The following is a 17362-nucleotide window of genomic DNA, read 5'->3' on the forward strand; positions in this document are numbered from 1 at the left end:
GCGGTTCTGGGAGAACAACCCGGAACCGGAAACGCTCCCTCGTGGAGACTGATCCCCTGGTGGGGTTGGTTTCGGCGGGGTGGGTGAGGGTTTCTGGTGTGGTTGTGAATTCCATAGTGTTTCGGTGGTTATGGCGGAGGGGAAACGCCCGGTCCCATTCCGAACCCGGAAGCTAAGCCCTCCAGCGCCGATGGTACTGCACTCGTGAGGGTGTGGGAGAGTAGGACGCCGCCGAACAATCATTCCCTGAAGGGGCCCCAGAATGCTGGGGCCCCTTCAGGCATTTCCGGGCGTCTTTCCCGTGTGCGCGCCCGCAGGTCGAACCTACTCGCGGGTAGATAAATCCGGGCGGGCGTGCCACCATCTCCTGCCATGTCGGGAACTTCGGAGTCCGAACCCACGCTCGGCCCCGGCGACGGGTCGACGGTGGTGCTGCTCGAAGACGGCACGCTGCTCAACGCCGTCCAGGCCGGAGCGGCGGACGCGCCGATCACAGTGATCTTCACCCACGGCTACGCGCTGGACCACCGGACCTGGGGCAGGCAGTTCGACCTGCTGCCCGCGGTGCTCGACCAGCGGGTGCGGCTGATCTCCTACGACCACCGGGGCCACGGCAAGTCCGGGGATGCCACCGAGGAAACCGCCACGGTCGAGCAGCTCGGGGACGACCTGGCGCAGGTGATCGAACAGCTGGCGCCCACGGGAACGACCGTGCTCGTCGGGCACTCCATGGGCGGGATGGCGATCATGGCGCTCGCCGAGCGCAGGCCGAGGCTGTTCGGTCAGCGCGTCGGCGGGGTCGCGTTCGTGTCCACCTCAGCGGGCGGAGCCTCGGAGGCGCAGCTCGGACTGCCCACGCTCGCCGGGAAACTCGTGCAGGAGCTGGAGAACGTCTTCGGCCCGCTCGTGCGCAAGGTGCGCGAGCGCATCGAGCCCGCGAAGACGGCAGGGCTGCGCTGGTGGCTCTTCGGCGACGACCCGAGAGGCGAGGACGTCGCGATCACGGCCGAGATGGTGTGGTCCCAGTGGCCGGAGACGGTGGCCCTGTTCCGCCCCGCGTTCGACCGACACGACCGCACGGCCGCCCTCACGGTCATCCAGGGCAAGCCGATCGTGGTGATGACGGGGGAGAAGGACAAGCTCTGCCCGGCCTCGCACGTCGCCAAGATCGTCGAGATCTGCGGCGGCGGCCAACCGCTCGTCCTCCCCGGAGCCGGCCACATGCTCCCCCTGGAGCGCCCCGAGGACGTCACCGCCCACATCGCCGCCCTGGTTCGCCAGGTCACCACCTAGCGTTGTGGCAACACCTTGTGCGGAGGAGCGCTCCCAGAGCGCAAGTTGTTGCCACAACGCGAACAGGGCGGCGGTCAGGACTGGTCGGCGAGCCACTCGCGGACGGCCACGCGGGCGTCGTGGACCTGGCTCTTGATGGTGCCGACGGGGGCGTCGAGGTGTTCGGCGATCTCGTTGTAGGTCAGGCGGGAGACGTCGCGCAGCACGAAGGCGGCGGCGATGCGCGGGCGCTCGGACTCCAAGCGCTCCAAGGCGTCGAGCAGGTCGACCCGTGAGCCGGCGATCACGCTCGTGGTCCTCGGGTCCGGGCGTGTGGCCAGGACGGTGTCGTCCCCGCCCTGCTTGTCCGCGCGGCGCTTCATGGAGCGATATGTGCTGAGCGCGCTGTTGGAGACGACGGTGTGCAGCCACGTGCTGAACTTGCTGCGCCACTCGAAAGTGGGCAGTTTCTCCGCCACCCGAAGCAGCGCGTCCTGACACGCTTCCTCGGCGTCCTGGCGGCAGGGGAGGTAGCGGCCGCAGTGCCGCAGCACTCCGGGTTGGATGACGCGGAGCAATTCGTCCAGGGCTGAACGGTCCCCCTGGGTGACCCTTCTGGCCAACGCCTCCGCGTCCTGATCGCCTAGCATGGCGTTGACAATATCGAGGAGGCCGAGCATCGATTCGATAGGCCGCTACCGCGTGTCGGGGCTGCTGGGGACCGGAGCGTTCGCTTCGGTGTGGCGCGCGGAAGACGACACCCTCGACGCACCCGTGGCCATCAAGGTCCTCGCCGACAACTGGGCACGCCATCTTGACGTGCGCGAACGGTTCATCGCCGAGGCGAAGTTGTTGCGGCTGGCCGATTCCGACCGCATCCTCCGCGTGTTGGACATCGGCGAGCTACCGGACGGGCGCCCGTACTTCGTGACGGTGCTCGCCGACGGCGGCAGCCTGGAGGACCGCCTTGCCAAGGGGCCGCTGCCCGAGGACGAGGCGCTGGAGGTCCTGGTCGAGGTCGCCGAGGCCGTGTGCGTGCTGCACGAGCTGGACATCGTGCACCGCGACCTCAAGCCGTCGAACGTGCTGATCCACCGCGATCGCGTGGTGCTGGCCGACTTGGGCCTGGCCAAGGCGCTCGCGCAGGGGTCGGGGCTGACGCAGGTCGCGGGTTCCCCGGGCTACATGGCGCCGGAGCAGGCCCGCAGCGGCGCGGTGGTCGACGGGCGCACCGACGTCTACGGGCTCGGCGCGCTGGCGCACCGGTTGCTCGCCGGGAGCACGGTGGGGGAGCCGGGGGTGCGGCTGGAGGGCAGGCTCGGCCGGGCGATCCGCCGCGCTCTGCAGGCCGATCCAGACCGGCGCTGGCCGAGCGCGCGTGCCTTCGTCGACGAGCTGCGCGCGGTGGCCGCGGGGGAGAAAGCCGTGTCGCGCAAGCGTTTCGTGCTGCCCGGTGTGGCGGCGGTGAGCGTGCTCGGGCTGGCGGCGGGGCTGTTGTACTGGCAGCAGAAGCCGGTTGAGCAGCAGCGGCAGGGTGCAGCGCCGACGACCTCGGCCAAGCCGATCGACCCGCAGCTGTGCCGGGCGGGTGACCTGCGGGTGCTCACCGGCGGTGACGGCGCCGAACCGTTGAACAGCAACCGCAGGAACATGGAGCTGTTCTTCGCCTCGGACAAGCGGGAGTGCAAGCTCTTCGGCAGGCTGGAGGACGTGCGGTTCGTCCAGGCCGACGGCAAGGTCATCCCGTTGCGCTACGGCGACGGCCAGGGCGAGCCGGTGGAGGTCCAGGTCGGTGAGGGCGGCATGGCCTCCGTGCAGTTGAACTGGGACGTCGACGCCAAGAACCGCGACGTGACACCGCTGACCCCCGCGCGGATGGAGTTCCGTCTGCCGGGCTCGCTCGATCTCGTGGTCTTCCCGTGGGACAAGGGGCCGGTCGGCGACGGCGGTCAGGTCGAGGTCGGGCCCGTCGTGTGGGCCGTGGGATAAGTTCCCCGTCTCCGCCAACCTTTCCCGCTCGGACAGCGTCACAACGGTGTCAGCACCACGAGCCCTGGGGGAAGATCACCATGAACTGTCCACTGTGGACCGCTGAGGACCAGTGGGAGGGCGGCGCCTCGCTGAGGTGTGCGCGGAAATCTTCACTATCACGATGATTTCAGTGCCGAGTGAAATTGTCCTCGGCAGGTCGAAGGGCCACAAGCGCCCGGAGGCGAGGTCAGGCGATGATGCCGGGCAGCATCTGGTTGGGCCGGTAGCGGCGGCGCAGCCAGATCTTGCGGGTGCCGTCGGCGAAGAGCAGCACTCTGGCCAGTTCCCAGCCGGAGAACTCCGCGTGCAGCGCGAGCTGGGTCATGGCCGTCTTGCGGGAGACCCCCGGGGGCAGCCGGAGCGGGCGGTACTCCCAGTCCCCGTCGATGATCGAGCCGTTGCCCTCGTCGCTCACGGTTGCACCACCTGGAGCCCTTCCCGGTCCGCGGACGCGACGAAGACCCTGCCGCTGTCCGGGTCGACGGCCACCGAGTCGGGCTGGCGGACGGTGGGGAAGCGGTGCTTCTCCACCGGTTCGCCGCCCGCGACGTGGAAGCCGACGACCTCGTTGCGTTCGGTGAGCGTGACCCACGCGAGGTCGCGCTTGGAGTCGTAGGCGATCCCGTACGGCGTGCCCGGTACGGGGAAGCGCTGCTTCATCAGGAACGGGTCCGTGGAGAAGGCGAGCAGTTCGCCGCCCCTGGTGTCGACCACGAGCGCGCGGCCGAAGCGGTCGGTGACCGCGTTGGTGGCGCCGTCGCCCGCGCGGATCGCGGAGCCGACAGTGCCCTCGGCGACCTTCACCTCCAGCAGCGCGGTGCGGTTGACGTCCAGCACCAGCGCCTCACCGGCGCCGCCGGGCAGCACCGCCGTCGGCGCGAAGAAGCCGGTGACCTCGCGGGCCACCTTGCCGCCGTCGAGCACCGCGACGGCGTTGCGGTTCCTGAGCGAGACCACCGTCCGTCCATTCACGACGGTCGCGCCGCTGGGGGCGCCCTCGACGGTCGTCTGCTCGGTGGCTCCGGTGCGGAGGTCGACGCGGACCAGCGCGTTGGCCGAGGGCACGGCGGCGAAGAGCGCGCCATCGCCCGCCGGGCTGAGCGAGCTGACCTTGTCCGGGACGGCGACCACGCGCGGCGGGGCCTGCGGAGCGTCCACGGAGAACAGCCGGATCTCCTTGCCGTCCATGGCGACCGCGAGCGTCCGGGTGGTGGTGTCCAGCGCCAGCGCGCGAGCCGGTCCGTCCAGCGGGATCACGGTCCCGGTGGGGGAGGCGCTCGGTGGGGAGGTTGCGGGTGACGGTGCCACCAGTTCGTCGCCGACGAGCAGCGGATCGTTGGGCGTGCGGTCCGGTGCGCAGGCGCTCAGCGCCAGGGCTCCGATGACGACGGGCACCACTGCCACCGCACGGCGACGCAAGATCCGACCTCCTCCGGCGCGGCCGGGGTGTACCCGGCCTACATGTCCTGGATACCAGCATCCACCACGCGGCGGGGAGGGTCACGCGCGGGCACCCGGTTGGCACACCCGCGCGGCTGAGCCGTGATCAAGGGCTCTCACCAGGACACCGGAACGGATTCCGGGCCGCGGTCGATGGCGGTGACGGCGGTCCACGGGATCTCCGCGACCGGCAGGGCGAGGCGCAGGCCGGGCAGTGCTGCGGCGAGCGCGCGCAGTGCGGTGCCGACTTCGACCTTGGCGAGCGACGCGCCGAGGCAGTGGTGCGCGCCGCGGCCGAAGCTCATGTGCGGCAAGGCTTCGCGGTCGGTGCGGAACGCTTCGGGCTCGGCGAAGGTGGCGGGGTCGTGGTTGGCGGCGTCGAGCCGGACCAGGACCTGCTCGCCCTTGGCGATGCGCGTGCCGGAGATCTCGACGTCCTCGTGCGCCCAGCGCGCCAACGGGTTGCCGACGATTCCGCCGAGGCGGCGCAGGACCTCGTCGAGGACGTCGTCGAACTCGTCGGTGAGCACTTCGTGCAGGCGGTCCTGGACGAGCAGGTCGATCGCGGCGACGCAGATGGCGTTGCGGGCCGTCTGGTACCCGGCGAGGACGAGGGTGGTGACCATGCCGATCAGCTCGGCGTCGGAGAGGCGGCCGTCCTCGTCGTCGCGGACCGCGATGAGGCCGCTGAGCACGTCCTGGCCGGGGGTCTCGCGCTTGGCGGAGATCAACCGGGCCGAGTAGAGCCCCAGTTCCTGCCATGCCTTGAGCGCGATCGCGAGGGCTTGTTCGTCGCCGGAGTGCAGGTCGGCGGTGCTGACGATCTCGGCCAGGTCGCTGAAGTGCTCGCGGTCGCGCAGCTCCACGCCGAACATCTCGCTCATCACGGCCATGGAGAGCGGGGCGGCGAAGTCCTCGGCCAGGTCGGCGCCGGTGCCCTTGGCGCGCATGGCGTCGACGAGCTCGGCGCAGTGCCGCTCGACGAACGGGCGCAGGGCTTCGACCGAGCGCGGGGTGAACGCCTTGGTCACCAGGCGGCGCAGTCGCGTGTGGGTGGGGCCGTCCTGGAAGAGCGTGTCGTTGCCGGTGGTGTCGGCGCCGATGGGGGCCATGCCGAAGCGGGAGTCGCCGAGCACAGCGCCCGCGGCCTCGTAGGAGGTGATCAGCCAGGCCGGCGCGCCGTCGGGCGTGGTGACCTCGGCGACGGGGCAGCTCGCCCGGAGTTCGGCGTAGGCGGGCGGTGGCGCGGTCGGGTCGGGCTGGGCGAAGGGGAGCTGGCGGGTCGGCACCGGACCTCCTCATTTTGACGTTACGAGTGAAACGTAAAAGTTCACCGGAAGCATGTCAATACGACCGCAATGTGAAAAGATGTGGCCATGCCGAAGCGCGTCGACCACGCCGAACGCCGGGAGCGGCTGGCCGAGGCGCTGATGCGGATCGCCGCCGAGCAGGGCCTCGAAGCGGTGAGCCTGCGGCACGTCGGCGCTGAGGCCGGCGTGACCTCGGGCATGGTGCAGCACTACTTCCGCGGCAAGGACGAGCTGATGTCCTTCGCGCTGGAGGTGGTCAGCGAGCGGGCACAGGCACGCGCGGAGCGGGCGGTCGGCGCGGAGGAGACCCCCGTTGGCCAGGTCCGGGCGCTGCTGATCTCGTTGCTGCCACTGGATGAAGAGCGTCGCGTCGAGGGTCGCGTCGCGCTGGCGTTCATGTCGTACTCGGCGAACCGGCCGGAGCTGGCCGAGGTGCTGCGGCGCAACACCGTGGCGATGCGGGAGCACTTCGCCGGGCAGATCGCGCAGGTGTGGGCGGGGCAGGACCGGCTGGGCATGGAGCCGCTCCAGGCGGCGACCGGGTTGGTGGCGCTGGTCGAGGGCTTGGGCGTGCACGTGCTCGGCGAGCACTACGCGCAGGAGGAGGCGCTGGCCGTGCTCGACGCCCACGTGGAGTTGGTGCTGGGTCAGTCCATGCGGCGTTCGGGGTAGGTGATCGTCGGGGCGCTGACGTCGTCGAGCGCGGCGCGGATCGCCCTGGGCAGTTCGAGCTCTTCGGCGGCGAGGCAGCCGGTGAGCTGGCCGGTGTCCTTGGGGCCGATGATCGGCGCGATCACGCCGGGGCGGTCGCGCACCCACGCCAGCGCCACGCACAGCGGCGAGGTGCCGAGGCCGTCGGCGGCGGTGACCACGGCCTGGACGATGCGCGTGGCGCGCTCGGTGCGGTGGTGCTCGACGTAGCGGGAGAGGTTCTGCGAGGCCGCGCGCGAGTCGGCCGGGGTGCCGTTGCGGTACTTGCCGGTGAGCACGCCGCGGCCGAGCGGGGCCCAGGGGAGCAGGCCGAGGCCGTGGTGCAGCGCGGCGGGGACGACCTCGCGCTCGACCCCGCGCTCCAGCAGGGAGTACTCGACCTGCGTGGAGATCAGCGGGTGGTGCGCGGGCTTGGCCGACTGGAGCGTGGCGGCGGTGGCCAGCTGCCAGCCGGAGTAGTTGGAGATGCCGACGTAGCGGACCTTGCCGCTGGCGATCGCGGCGTCCAGTGCGGAGAGCGTCTCCTCGACCGGGACCGAGGCGTCCCAGGCGTGCAGCTGCCAGAGGTCGACGTGGTCCACCTTGAGCCTGCGCAACGAGCCGTCGAGCGCGGTGAGCAGCGCGCCCCTGGAGGCCCCGCCGCCGAAGGGGCCGTCGGTGCGGCGGGCGACGGCCTTGGTCGCCAGCACGATGTTCTCGCGCGGGGCGACGTCGCCGAGCAGTCCGCCGAGGACGGTCTCGCTCTCGCCCTCGTTGTAGACGTCGGCGGTGTCCACGAAGGTGCCGCCCGCGTCGATGAACGCGGTCAGCTGGCTCGCGGCCTCCTCGGTCGTGGTGTCCTGGCCCCAGGTCATGGTGCCCAGTCCCAGTCGGGACACCCGCAGGCCGCTGTGGCCGAGCTGTCGATGCTCCACGTGCAGGAGCCTAGACAGTGCCCCGCCGTGATCGCGGTTATCCCGGTCGTGGGGCGCGTCTCCCCTTCGGGTGACGCGGATCACGTGGACCTTCCCGTCTTGTTACCGGTGAGTAGTGTCATGGCGGTGCGACTTGGACTGAACCTGGGCTACTGGGGCGCCGGCAACGACGCCGACAACCTCGAACTCGCCAAGGAGGCCGACAAGCTCGGCTACTCCGTGGTGTGGGCAGCGGAGGCCTACGGCTCCGACGCGCCGACCGTGCTGTCGTGGGTGGCGGCGCAGACCGAACGCGTCGACGTGGGCAGCGCGGTCATGCAGATCCCCGCGCGGACCCCGGCGATGACCGCGATGACGGCGGCCACCCTGGACACCCTCTCCGGCGGGCGGTTCCGGCTCGGCCTCGGCGTGTCCGGGCCGCAGGTCTCCGAGGGCTGGCACGGCGTGCGCTTCGACAAGCCGCTGGGCCGGACCAGGGAGTACGTCGACGTGGTGCGCGCCGCGCTGCGCCGGGAGCGGCTGACCTACGCGGGCGAGCACTACACGCTGCCGCTGCCGGACGGCCCCGGCAAGGCGGTCAAGCTGACCGTGCACCCGGTGCGCGAGCAGTTGCCGGTCTACCTCGCGGCGGTCGGCCCGAAGAACCTGGAGCTGGCCGGGGAGATCGGCGACGGCTGGCTGGCGATCTTCTTCTCGCCGGAGCACTTCGCGGAGCCGATGGCCCAGGTGCGCGCGGGCCGGGCCAAGGCGGGCAAGACCATGGAGGGCTTCGACGTCGTGCCCACCGTGCCGCTGGTGATCGGTGACGACTGGAAGGCCTGCGCCGACAACGTGCGCGCCTACTGCGCGCTCTACCTCGGCGGCATGGGCTCCAGGAAGAAGAACTTCTACAACGAGCTGGCCACCCGGATGGGCTACGGCGAGGCGGCACGCGAAGTTCAGGAGAAGTTCCTCGCCAAGGACTACCTCGGCGCGGCGGCGGCTGTTCCCCTGGAGTTCATCGATCAGACCTCGTTGCTCGGACCGCCCGAGCGGGTCGCCGATCGGATGCAAGCGATGGCCGAAGCGGGTGTCACCACCCTGTCGGTGTCCGTGGTGCTGCAGGATCACGAGCAGGGCAAGGCGGCGCTGCGCACGGCCGTCGAGGCATTGGAGAAGTCAGGGGTCGCGTAAGTGGACTGGGTGCAGGCACTGGTACTGGGCGTCGTTCAAGGACTCACGGAGTTCCTGCCCATCTCCTCCTCCGCCCATCTGCGCATCACCTCGGAGCTGTTCTTCGACAGTGACGCCGGGGCCTCGTTCACCGCTGTGACGCAGCTGGGGACCGAGGCCGCGGTGCTCATCTACTTCGCCAAGGACATCTGGCGGCTGCTCAGCACGTGGTTCCGCGGGTTCGTCGACGCGAGCGTGCGGCGCACCGCTGACTACCGGATCGCCTGGTACGTCGTGATCGGCACCATCCCGATCGGCGTGCTCGGCTACCTGTTCAAGGACGAGATCCGCACCTCGGCTCGCAACCTGTGGCTCGTCGCCACGACCTTGATCGTGTTCGCGATCTTCCTGGGGCTCGCCGAGCGCTTCGGGCGGCAGCGGCGCACCGTCGAGCAGATGACCATGAAGGACGGCGTGATCATGGGCTGCGCGCAGGCGATGGCGCTGGTGCCCGGCGTGTCCCGCTCCGGAGGCACCATCACCGCGGGCCTGGCCATCGGGCTCACCCGCGAGGCCGCGACCCGCTACTCGTTCCTGCTGGCCATCCCCGCCGTCGTGGCCTCTGGCATCTTCAGCATCCCGGACGTCTTCGAGCGCGGCGGCGCCGGATTCCAGCCCAGCGTCGCGCAGATGATCGTCGCGACCGTGATCGCCTTCGCCATCGGCTACGCCTCGATCGCGTGGCTGCTGCGCTACGTCGCCAAGCACAGCGTGTACGTCTTCGTCTGGTACCGCATCGCGCTCGGCCTGTTCCTGTTCGCCATGCTCGGCGCGGGCGCCATCAACGCGGTGTAAGGACTCCGTAAGGCTGCAACCAGTGCGAATGCGGTGTTCGGCGGGATAGAACTGCCTCATGCGCCAGTTGCTGCGGAAGCGTTGGGTCCAGGCCGGGTTGGCCGTCGGTGTCGTCGTGGTGGCCGTCGGCCTCTGGTTGTTCCAGCCCTGGCGGCTGTTCACCAGCAGCACCGTCGACGAGGCGCTGCCCGTGGCCCCCGCCGCCGTCGTGTCGACTTCTGCTCCGTCTTCGTCGCCCGCCGTTCCGTCTTCCTCGGCTGCTCCCACGACGTCGGCCGCGCCTTCGTCGACTGCCACCTCGTCGTCCGCGCGTCCGGTCACGGTGGAGCTGGCCTCGGGTGCGTTCGTGACCCAGGAGCACAAGACGACCGGTACGGCGAAGGTGCTCAAGCTGGCCGACGGCAACCGCGTGCTCCGCTTGGAGGGGCTGGCCACTTCGGACGGTCCCGACCTGCACGTGTGGCTCACCGACGCCACCGCGGGCGGCTCGTGGGGCAAGTACGACGACGGCCGCTACGTGAAGCTCGGCGCTCTCAAGGGCACGCACGGCAACCAGAACTACGCCATCCCCGCCGGTGCCGATCTCGGCGGCCTGCGCAGCGTCGTGATCTGGTGCGACCGCTTCAACGTCGCGTTCGGGTCCGCGCCGCTGTCCCTCTAGTGCTCTGCCAGAATGCCTTGTGACTCAAGCGATCCAGCCCGACCACGTCCGCTACGCGCTGCGCTCGGTCCGCTCCGCGACCTACGAGATCGGCACCGCTGGGCCCGGGACGACGCTCGCGCTGGTGATGGCCGCGAGCCCGGCGGGACGGCGCAACGCGGCGGAGAAGATCGTCGGGCTGCTGGCGGCGGCCGGGCTGGGCCTGGCCGCCGACGACCCCGTCGCCGCGTTGACCGATCAGCCCATCGGGTTGCTCGTCGTGACGGGCTAGCGCTTTCTCATGCACCGTCGCGAAAATGTTGTCCATCACCCTGACGTACCAATCTCGGAAACTCGTTCGCGTGAACCGTGTCGACCGCTCTTGTCCTGTCGATCATGGCGACCCAGCGACATCACGGCCGCGGAACCGCGTCAGCGAAATCCCCACGCCTTCGACGTGCCGGGGACGATGGTGAAGGGGCTGCACCCGGCGTGGGAGCCGACCTCGCTGGAGGGCCCGGGGTGCGTGAACGGCGAGCCCGTGCGCGGGCCGGAAGCCGGTGCCACCGTGCGAGAGCGCTTCCGCACCTGGTGAAACGCGGGTGGGTGGCGCGGTGACCTACGCTGGGTGGTGTGGCTACCGTGATCCTGCTCCGACATGCGCGTTCCACCGCGAACGGCGCCGGTGTCCTCGCCGGGCGCACGCCGGGGGTCGGGCTGGCCGAGCGCGGTGAGGAGCAGGCGCGGGAGCTGGTCGACCGGCTCGCCGGGGTCCCGGTCGCCGGCCTGGTCCGCTCCCCGCTGCACCGCTGCGTGCAGACACTGGAGCCGCTGTCGGCCAAGCTCGGGCTGACCGCCGTCGAGGAACCGCGTCTGTCCGAAGTGGACTACGGCGAGTGGACCGGCAGGGGCATCAAGGACTTGGTGGAGGAGCCGCTGTGGAAGGTCGTGCAGCAGCACCCCTCCGCGGCGGTGTTCCCCGGCGGTGAGGGCCTGGCGGAGGTCCAGGCGCGCGCGGTGGCCGCGATCCGGGAGCACGACGCGCGGATGACGGCCGAGCACGGCGAGAACGCGGTGTGGATCGCGTGCAGCCACGGCGACGTGATCAAGGCGGTGCTGGCCGACGCGCTCGGCCTGCACCTGGACTCCTTCCAGCGGATCGTGGTCGAGCCGTGCTCGATGTCGGTGGTGACCTACACCGAGACACGGCCCTACGTGCTGCGCGTCAACGACACCGGCGGGGACCTGTCGAGCCTGGTGCCGCGCGCGGACGCGGCGGCCATGGCGACCGCGCACGCCGCCGTCGGCGGCTCGACGGCCTGAGCCGTGTGCTGAGCGCTACTTGGTGGCGAAGCGCATGTCCTGGCGGACGAAGTTGATCGGCTGCGCGCAGCTGATCCGCTTGTTGGCCTTGGTGAGGCCGTAGCCGGTGCCGCCCTTGATCAGCGGCCCGCACCCGGTCGCACCCTCGAACGCGTACAGCTCCGGGCGCCCGTCGGTCAGGCAGAAGAGCTCGCCCTTGCCGTAGCTGATGTAGATCCCCTTGACGACGAAAGCGTTGTCGGCGCACCTCTTCGCCTCCGCCGTCGTGGGGGCCGCCTGGGCCGCCGAGGGCAGCGTGAGCAGGCCGAGCACGGTGGCGGTGATGGCGAGCGCGGAACGCATGCGCATGGATGTCCCCTTCGAGAGCTTCAGTGGTACTGACCACCGTGGCACCCAGGAAAAACCCTCATAAATCAGCTTCGCGCCCACCCGAAACGTGCTCAGTACTTCCAGTCCGCGCCCGCGCCCCGGTAGAGCTCGACGGGGATGGGCTGGACCTCGGGCGGCATGCGGTCGGTGTAGAAGCGGCCGTGCAGGTGGTCCACCTCGTGCTGGACGAGCCGGGCCACCCCCTGGTTGAAGATCGTGATCCGCCGCGTCCCGTCGAGGTCCTGGTGCTCCACGTGCACGGTCAGCGGCCGGGGGACCATGCCGCGCACGTCGAAGAAGCTCAGGCAGCCCTCGTACTGCTCGTCGACCTCGTCGGAGGACTCGATCACCCTCGGGTTGAACAGGGTGATCACGTCCGCGCCCGCGGGCGGGCAGATCATCGCCGCCGCGCGGTCGATGCCGATCTGGTTCGCCGCGATGCCCATGCCCTTGCCGAACACGTGCGCCCGAGCCACCCGCGCGGTGGCCGCCTGTAACTCCGAGACCACGCGCTTGGCGTCCTCGGCGTCCTCGGGCAGCGTGAACGGGCGCGCGGGCCTGCGCAGCAGGGGGTCCTCGTGCTGGATGACGCCGAGCGAGCGCATCGTCTCGCTGGGCCTGGCCTGTCGTGTCGCGGCTTCGGCGGGCCTGCGCCGGAAGTGCCACTCCAACCGGTACCGAGCGTTCATCGGCGGGTCCTCCGTCGCCCAGGCGTAGATCCGTCGGTCTCCCTCGTGCTGGTCGGATATGGCGGTGCGGAACGGCATCGAGTCCGCGGTCATCGACGTGTGCAGGCCCCACACCGAGGGGCCCAGCTCAGCGGGGAAGTCCAGCCGCACCGACAGCCGCTTGGTCGGCAGCCGCACCGCGCGCTGGAACCAGTTGCCCCACTTGTCGTCGCCGACCGCGTAGGTGTACTCGATCCACGTGCTCTCGCCCGGGTACAGCGGGAAGTGCCCGCTGTCGTTGGCGAAGAGCAACCACACCTCCTTGACGGCGTCCCGGTCGTGCTGGGGCACGAACTGCATCGGCTCCGCCCGGTCCTCGCCCCACCACGCGTGGAGATCTATTTCTTCCCACGTGAGCGGCTGGTCGCGGTAGAGCCGGTTGGACTGGTCCGGGCGGCCGGGGAAGCGGTCCACCGAGATGCGGATCAGGTAGCGCGTGATCGGGTCGGCGCTGTTGTTGAACAGCTTGCGCCGCATGGTCGCGCGGTAGGTGTGCCCGTCGTAGCGCAGTTCGGCGTGGTCGTGCTCGACGACGACCTGCGCCGGGTCGGTGAGGTACTCCGGCGGGCTCGGGGTCCTCGGGTGCGGGGGCTGGTGCCCGCGCGCCTGCTCGTGGCCCCGCCACGCCCTGCGCAGCGCCCCGCCCGCGCCGAGCGCGATGTCAGCTGCCTTGGCGAACTCCCGCGAGGCCCGCTCGTGGCCGCTCTCGACCTTGGAGACGTAGGAGCGGCTGTAGCCCATGGCCTCGGCCAACGCGGTCTTGGACAGTCCCCGCACGTCCCGCCAGCGGCGGAACTCCTCGACGAAGGCGTCCTGGGGGAGTGCGAGCCCGGGAGCTAAGTCCTGGTCTTCGGTCATCTCGCCTCCGTCTCGCACCGTGAGTGAGCGTGAGCGCCGCGTGAGTCCCGCTCAGCCTAGATCGAAACGGGGGCCGCGTGGTGTCCTCGTTTCCGAAGGGACAGCACGGGATCTGCAGAAATAAGGGAACTGCCTACGGATCGGAAGTGAACCGTGATCACCGTGAGCACAAGGGCTCGTTCCGCCCGCCGGCTGGCCAGCCTCCTGGCCATCCGCACCGGGGTGCACGTCGTCGTCCGCTACGACCGGCCGCTGCGGCGGTACTGGGTGGTGTGGACCGACGGCCCGGACGAGGACCAGATGCGGATGGTGGCCATGGCGAACGCCGCGGTTGTCCCCGACCTTGATCTTGGCGAGCTCCTGTGGCACCGCAGCGTGTCCTAGGCCCCGGAAACCGCGGTGCCGCAGTGAACGCCAAGCAGAGGTGATCAGGGGGTTTCGGCGCCTGCGAACGCCGGACCGGGAAGGAACCCCCTGATCACCTCAGACCACCGATCACCTCAGACCACGCGGGTTCCGCAGCGTCGCGACGGCGACGACGAGGAACGCGACGAGTCCGGCGATCGTGTAGATGTTGTGCACGGCGAAGAAGGTCGCGGTGTCCTCCTTCGGGACGCCCCACCACAGGATGCCGATCGAGCCGGGCGGGTCCTGGGCGTACGGGTCCGGCCAGCACGCCGTCACCAGCACCAGGCTCACCGCCGCCGTCGCGCAGGTCAGCCGGGGGCCGGTCGGGCGCATCGCCTGGCTGATCAGCAGCACCAGGAACGGGGCGACCCACACCCAGTGGTGGTGCCAGGAGATCGGCGAGACCAGCAGCGCGGTCAGCGCGGTCATCAGCACACCGGGCAGTTCCAGTCCGCGACGGCCGAGCCGGGTCGCCACGAGCAGCCCGATGACGCCGAGGAGCGCGGCCAGGCCGAGGCGGGTGACGTGCAGCGCGGGCTGCTCGTGGACGAAGGCCTGGCCCATCATCCCGTTGATCGACTGGTTGCCGTGCCAGAACAGGTAGGCGCCCATCCGCGAGCTGTCGGCGAAGCCGCCGGTCCAGAACTGCGCGGACTGCACGGGCAGGAACGCGGTGCCGACGGCGATGGTGGCCACGACGGTGCCGATCGCGGTCACCCCGGCCCTGATCCGCCCGGTGAGCAGCAGGTAGAGGATGAACACGCCCGGGATGAGCTTGACCGAGGCGGCCAGCCCGAGCGCGACGCCCTTGAACCGGTTGTCCTTCGGCAACGCGAAGTCGAGCATGACCAGGCCCATCAGCAGCGCGTTGACCTGGCCGAAGGCGATGTTGGACTGGATCGGCTCCAGGTGCATGGCCACCGCGCCGACGCCCAGCGTGAGCGCGAGGCGCCCTGGGGAGGCGGCGAACCCGGCGATGCCCCACGCGCACCAGATCGCCACGAGCACCGACAGCACGCTCAGCCCGGTCATCACCCACGGCACGCTGCCCATCGGCAGCAGCGTCATCGCGGAGGCGAACAGCGCCGCGAAGGGGGAGTAGAGGAACGGCAGCCCGGCGTGGTTCTTGGTGTAGAGCTCGGTGTTGTTCCAGAGGTCCTGGCCCGCGGTGTAGTAGACGGCGAGGTCGTGCATGTGCGCCCGGTACGGCAGCCACGTGATCATGTCGGAGACGCGCAGGTAGGCGGAGAGCGCGAACAGCGCCAGCGCCCCCACGAGCAACCACGGCGGGCACGGCAGCTTGCGCCGTCGCGCGCTCGCGGGCTTCGGATCGTGGTCGCGGGTCGCCGGCTCGGCCGGGCTCGTGCGCATCAGTGACCTTTCGATGGGGGCCGGCGCATTCTGCCGCTGTCATCCCCACTAGACAGAACGGCCCCCCTGGCGTTGCCGACAAGTGCCCCAGATCACACGGTGAAGGGCTTGCGATGAGTCGGTTCGTGAACGTTCGTCACGAGTCCGGCCGCGGCGACCTCGGTCCGGAACGCCGCAGGGCCCGCCGTGTTGATCGTGGCGGGAAGGTCGGGGGAGTCCAGTGGCGTGAGCATGTCGTCGTGGTGGCTGGCCACGGTCAGCGGCGGCGATCCGAGCGCCCGCACCAGCCGCGCGGGGTAGGCGTGCACCGGCTTCCACGAGGTCATGCTCGCGACGAGGACGTCGGGGGTGAGCCCGGCCAGCTCCCGCTCCGCGTAGTTGGTCGCGCCGAAGAGCAGCACCTCGCGGGTGGTGCCTGAACTGCCTGCGCTGAAGCTGACCTGGAAGGCGAAGGTCTCGCCCTCGACCAGCTCGCCGAGCGTCCTGGGCGTGCGCGGCTTCGCGTCCAGCTCTCCGGGCAGCAGGTAGGCGTGCTCGGCCGTCATGGAGTGCAGGCTGGGCACGACCTGCACGCTCAGGCCGCCGAACTCCAGGTTCTCCCCGCCCCGGACGACGATCATCCGCGAGCGCGGCACGTCCCACGCCTCCAGCAGGAACGCGGTGCTGCGCCCGCAGACCACGCGCGCCCCGGGGAAGCGGGCCAGCAGGTGCGGGACGTCGGCGACGTGGTCCCAGTGCCCGTGGCTGACCATGATCAGCTCGGGGGCCTCGGTGATCGTGCGGTCCACGAGGTCCGGGCGCAGCGCGAGCCGCGCGCGCTCGTTGATCGCCGAACCGCCCGGCACCCGGTACTCCATGCGGCTGAGGTAAGGGTCGAACAGCACTCGTCGCCCGTTCGCGCTCAACTCCCAGCCCGCGACGCCCAGCCAGCGGAGCGTGACGCCCGGTCCGCTCAGCGGCTTCGGGTCCGCTGCCGCGGTTCCCGCCAGGCCGGTGGCCAGCGCCGCCGCGCCCGCGCCCCGGATGAGTCCGCGCCTGCTCAGATGTCCTGTGCACATGGCACGAGCAGACCAGCGCCGCGCGGATCGAGTCCAACACCAATATCGGGACCGCGCCCATATCGAATCAGATATCGTTGCTGCTCGTGGACCTGGTGCGGCATCTGCGGTACTTCCTGGCAGTGGCCGAGGAGCTGCACTTCGGCCGCGCCGCCCGCCGCCTGCACATGTCCCAGCCGCCGCTGTCGCAGCGCATCCAGCGCCTGGAACACGAGCTGGGCGTGCGGTTGTTCGACCGGGCCGCACGACAGGTGCGGCTCACCGACGCGGGCGCCGCGCTGCTGGTGGAAGCCCGCGAAGTGCTCGGCCGCGTCGACCGCCTGCACACCGTCGCCGACCGGCTGCGGCGTGGCGAGGCCGGGGTGCTGCGTGGCGGGATGCTGCCCGACCTGCCCGGGGACGTGGTGGTGAGCCTGGTCTCGGAGTTCCGCGAGCGCTGCCCCGACGTGCGGCTCACGCTGCGCGAGCTGACCACCGCCGAGCAGCTGCGGGCGCTGGCCGACCGCACGCTGGACGTGGGAGTGCTGCGGCATCCCTTCGACGCGCCCTGGCTGGACCAGGGCGAAGTGCTGAGCCAACCGCTTGGGGTGCTGTGCCCGCCGGGGTGGCCTCATGGGCCTGTGCGGTTGGCGGAACTCGCCGGGCACGAGCTGGTGATCTTCCCTCGGGCGACCGCGCCCGCTCTGCACGACGAGCTGCTGTCCACGTGCGCCCGGCACGGCTTCACCCCGCGCGTCGTGCACGAGGCGGCGACCCCGGGCTTCGCGCTGGGGTTGGTGCTCGCGGGCTCCGCCGTGGCGTTGCAGCACCTGGGCTCCTCGGCTCCGCACCCCGACGTGCGCTGTCGCCCGCTCGTGGGCTCGCCGCTGACCTGGCGGACCTCGCCGGTGTGGCCGCGCGGCAAGCACACCCCGGCCGTGGC

General features: G+C 70.6%; 20 protein-coding genes and 1 rRNA gene. 12 read left to right on the forward strand and 9 right to left on the reverse strand.

Features of this window, described 5'->3' with window-relative positions; genetic code table 11:
• Positions 1-120 precede the first annotated feature (120 nt).
• Both rrf and CCN37_RS21500 read left to right on the forward strand, forming a co-directional pair.
• Positions 121-237 (forward strand): 5S ribosomal RNA (gene rrf, locus CCN37_RS21495).
• 135 nt (positions 238-372) lie between these two features.
• The gene (locus tag CCN37_RS21500) at positions 373-1293 is read left to right on the forward strand and encodes an alpha/beta fold hydrolase (RefSeq protein ID WP_086823942.1); all 921 of its coding nucleotides are present in this window, start codon (positions 373-375) and stop codon (positions 1291-1293) included.
• Between the two features lie 74 nt (positions 1294-1367).
• Here CCN37_RS21500 and CCN37_RS21505 read toward each other — a convergent pair whose 3' ends face one another.
• The gene (locus tag CCN37_RS21505; protein WP_086823944.1) at positions 1368-1922 is read right to left on the reverse strand and encodes an RNA polymerase sigma factor; all 555 of its coding nucleotides are present in this window, start codon (positions 1920-1922) and stop codon (positions 1368-1370) included.
• 52 nt (positions 1923-1974) lie between these two features.
• Here CCN37_RS21505 and CCN37_RS40935 point away from each other — a divergent pair, with 52 nt between their 5' ends.
• Positions 1975-3261 carry a protein kinase gene (locus CCN37_RS40935; protein ID WP_210408144.1) on the forward strand — a complete coding sequence of 429 codons (1287 nt, stop codon included), beginning with the start codon at positions 1975-1977 and terminating at the stop codon, positions 3259-3261.
• A gap of 229 nt (positions 3262-3490) precedes the next feature.
• Here CCN37_RS40935 and CCN37_RS21520 read toward each other — a convergent pair whose 3' ends face one another.
• The 3 genes from CCN37_RS21520 to CCN37_RS21530 all read right to left on the reverse strand — a co-directional run bounded on the left by CCN37_RS21520 (position 3491) and on the right by CCN37_RS21530 (position 6032).
• Complete coding sequence (locus tag CCN37_RS21520; RefSeq protein ID WP_168200778.1) at positions 3491-3718, reverse strand: DUF5703 family protein; 228 nt, start codon at positions 3716-3718, stop codon at positions 3491-3493.
• A complete protein-coding gene (locus CCN37_RS21525; RefSeq protein WP_246843217.1) occupies positions 3715-4722 on the reverse strand; it encodes a YncE family protein in 1008 nt (335 codons plus the stop codon). The genes CCN37_RS21520 and CCN37_RS21525 overlap by 4 nt, the downstream gene beginning before the upstream one ends.
• Positions 4723-4859: 137 nt before the next feature.
• Positions 4860-6032, reverse strand: coding sequence for a cytochrome P450 (locus CCN37_RS21530; protein ID WP_086823950.1), 1173 nt, complete (start codon positions 6030-6032; stop codon positions 4860-4862).
• 87 nt (positions 6033-6119) lie between these two features.
• Here CCN37_RS21530 and CCN37_RS21535 point away from each other — a divergent pair, with 87 nt between their 5' ends.
• Positions 6120-6725: a TetR/AcrR family transcriptional regulator gene (locus tag CCN37_RS21535; protein WP_086823974.1), complete on the forward strand. Its 606-nt coding sequence runs from the start codon at positions 6120-6122 to the stop codon at positions 6723-6725.
• On the opposite strand, the gene CCN37_RS21540 is transcribed toward CCN37_RS21535, so the two are convergent.
• The gene (locus CCN37_RS21540; RefSeq protein ID WP_168200779.1) at positions 6701-7678 is read right to left on the reverse strand and encodes an aldo/keto reductase; all 978 of its coding nucleotides are present in this window, start codon (positions 7676-7678) and stop codon (positions 6701-6703) included. The genes CCN37_RS21535 and CCN37_RS21540 overlap by 25 nt on opposite strands.
• Before the next feature lie 126 nt (positions 7679-7804).
• Between CCN37_RS21540 and CCN37_RS21545 the strand changes: the two genes are divergently transcribed.
• The 6 genes from CCN37_RS21545 (at position 7805) to CCN37_RS21565 (ending at position 11648) form a co-directional block, all read left to right on the forward strand.
• Positions 7805-8851, forward strand: coding sequence for an LLM class F420-dependent oxidoreductase (locus CCN37_RS21545; RefSeq protein ID WP_086823976.1), 1047 nt, complete (start codon positions 7805-7807; stop codon positions 8849-8851).
• Positions 8852-9685, forward strand: coding sequence for an undecaprenyl-diphosphate phosphatase (locus CCN37_RS21550; RefSeq protein ID WP_086823952.1), 834 nt, complete (start codon positions 8852-8854; stop codon positions 9683-9685). It abuts the gene before it with no gap.
• A gap of 58 nt (positions 9686-9743) precedes the next feature.
• Positions 9744-10346, forward strand: a complete 603-nt coding sequence (locus CCN37_RS21555) for a DM13 domain-containing protein (RefSeq protein WP_086823954.1) — start codon at positions 9744-9746, stop codon at positions 10344-10346.
• 19 nt (positions 10347-10365) lie between these two features.
• Complete coding sequence (locus CCN37_RS21560) at positions 10366-10617, forward strand: hypothetical protein (RefSeq protein ID WP_086823956.1); 252 nt, start codon at positions 10366-10368, stop codon at positions 10615-10617.
• A gap of 165 nt (positions 10618-10782) precedes the next feature.
• On the forward strand, positions 10783-10920 hold the full coding sequence (locus CCN37_RS40045) for a hypothetical protein (RefSeq protein ID WP_168200780.1): 138 nt from the start codon (positions 10783-10785) through the stop codon (positions 10918-10920).
• 38 nt (positions 10921-10958) lie between these two features.
• Complete coding sequence (locus CCN37_RS21565; RefSeq protein ID WP_086823958.1) at positions 10959-11648, forward strand: histidine phosphatase family protein; 690 nt, start codon at positions 10959-10961, stop codon at positions 11646-11648.
• A gap of 15 nt (positions 11649-11663) precedes the next feature.
• Here the strand turns inward: CCN37_RS21565 and CCN37_RS21570 are convergent, their stop codons facing one another.
• Both CCN37_RS21570 and CCN37_RS21575 read right to left on the reverse strand, forming a co-directional pair.
• On the reverse strand, positions 11664-11996 hold the full coding sequence (locus tag CCN37_RS21570; RefSeq protein WP_086823960.1) for a hypothetical protein: 333 nt from the start codon (positions 11994-11996) through the stop codon (positions 11664-11666).
• Positions 11997-12088: 92 nt separating this feature from the next.
• The gene (locus tag CCN37_RS21575) at positions 12089-13603 is read right to left on the reverse strand and encodes a peptide deformylase (protein WP_086823963.1); all 1515 of its coding nucleotides are present in this window, start codon (positions 13601-13603) and stop codon (positions 12089-12091) included.
• A 162-nt stretch (positions 13604-13765) separates the two neighbouring features.
• Here CCN37_RS21575 and CCN37_RS21580 point away from each other — a divergent pair, with 162 nt between their 5' ends.
• Positions 13766-13987 carry a hypothetical protein gene (locus CCN37_RS21580; protein WP_143261725.1) on the forward strand — a complete coding sequence of 74 codons (222 nt, stop codon included), beginning with the start codon at positions 13766-13768 and terminating at the stop codon, positions 13985-13987.
• 111 nt (positions 13988-14098) lie between these two features.
• On the opposite strand, the gene CCN37_RS21585 is transcribed toward CCN37_RS21580, so the two are convergent.
• Positions 14099-15382 (reverse strand): glycosyltransferase 87 family protein, encoded by a 1284-nt coding sequence (locus CCN37_RS21585; protein ID WP_086823966.1) that lies wholly within the window; start codon positions 15380-15382, stop codon positions 14099-14101.
• A 92-nt stretch (positions 15383-15474) separates the two neighbouring features.
• Positions 15475-16440: an MBL fold metallo-hydrolase gene (locus CCN37_RS21590; RefSeq protein WP_086823968.1), complete on the reverse strand. Its 966-nt coding sequence runs from the start codon at positions 16438-16440 to the stop codon at positions 15475-15477.
• A gap of 86 nt (positions 16441-16526) precedes the next feature.
• On the opposite strand from CCN37_RS21590, the gene CCN37_RS21595 reads away from it, so the two are divergent.
• On the forward strand, positions 16527-17362 hold an 836-nt coding region (locus tag CCN37_RS21595; RefSeq protein WP_086823978.1), incomplete at its 3' end, for a LysR family transcriptional regulator.

Source organism: Allokutzneria sp. NRRL B-24872, from assembly GCF_002155965.1.
Lineage (GTDB): Bacteria > Actinomycetota > Actinomycetes > Mycobacteriales > Pseudonocardiaceae > Allokutzneria.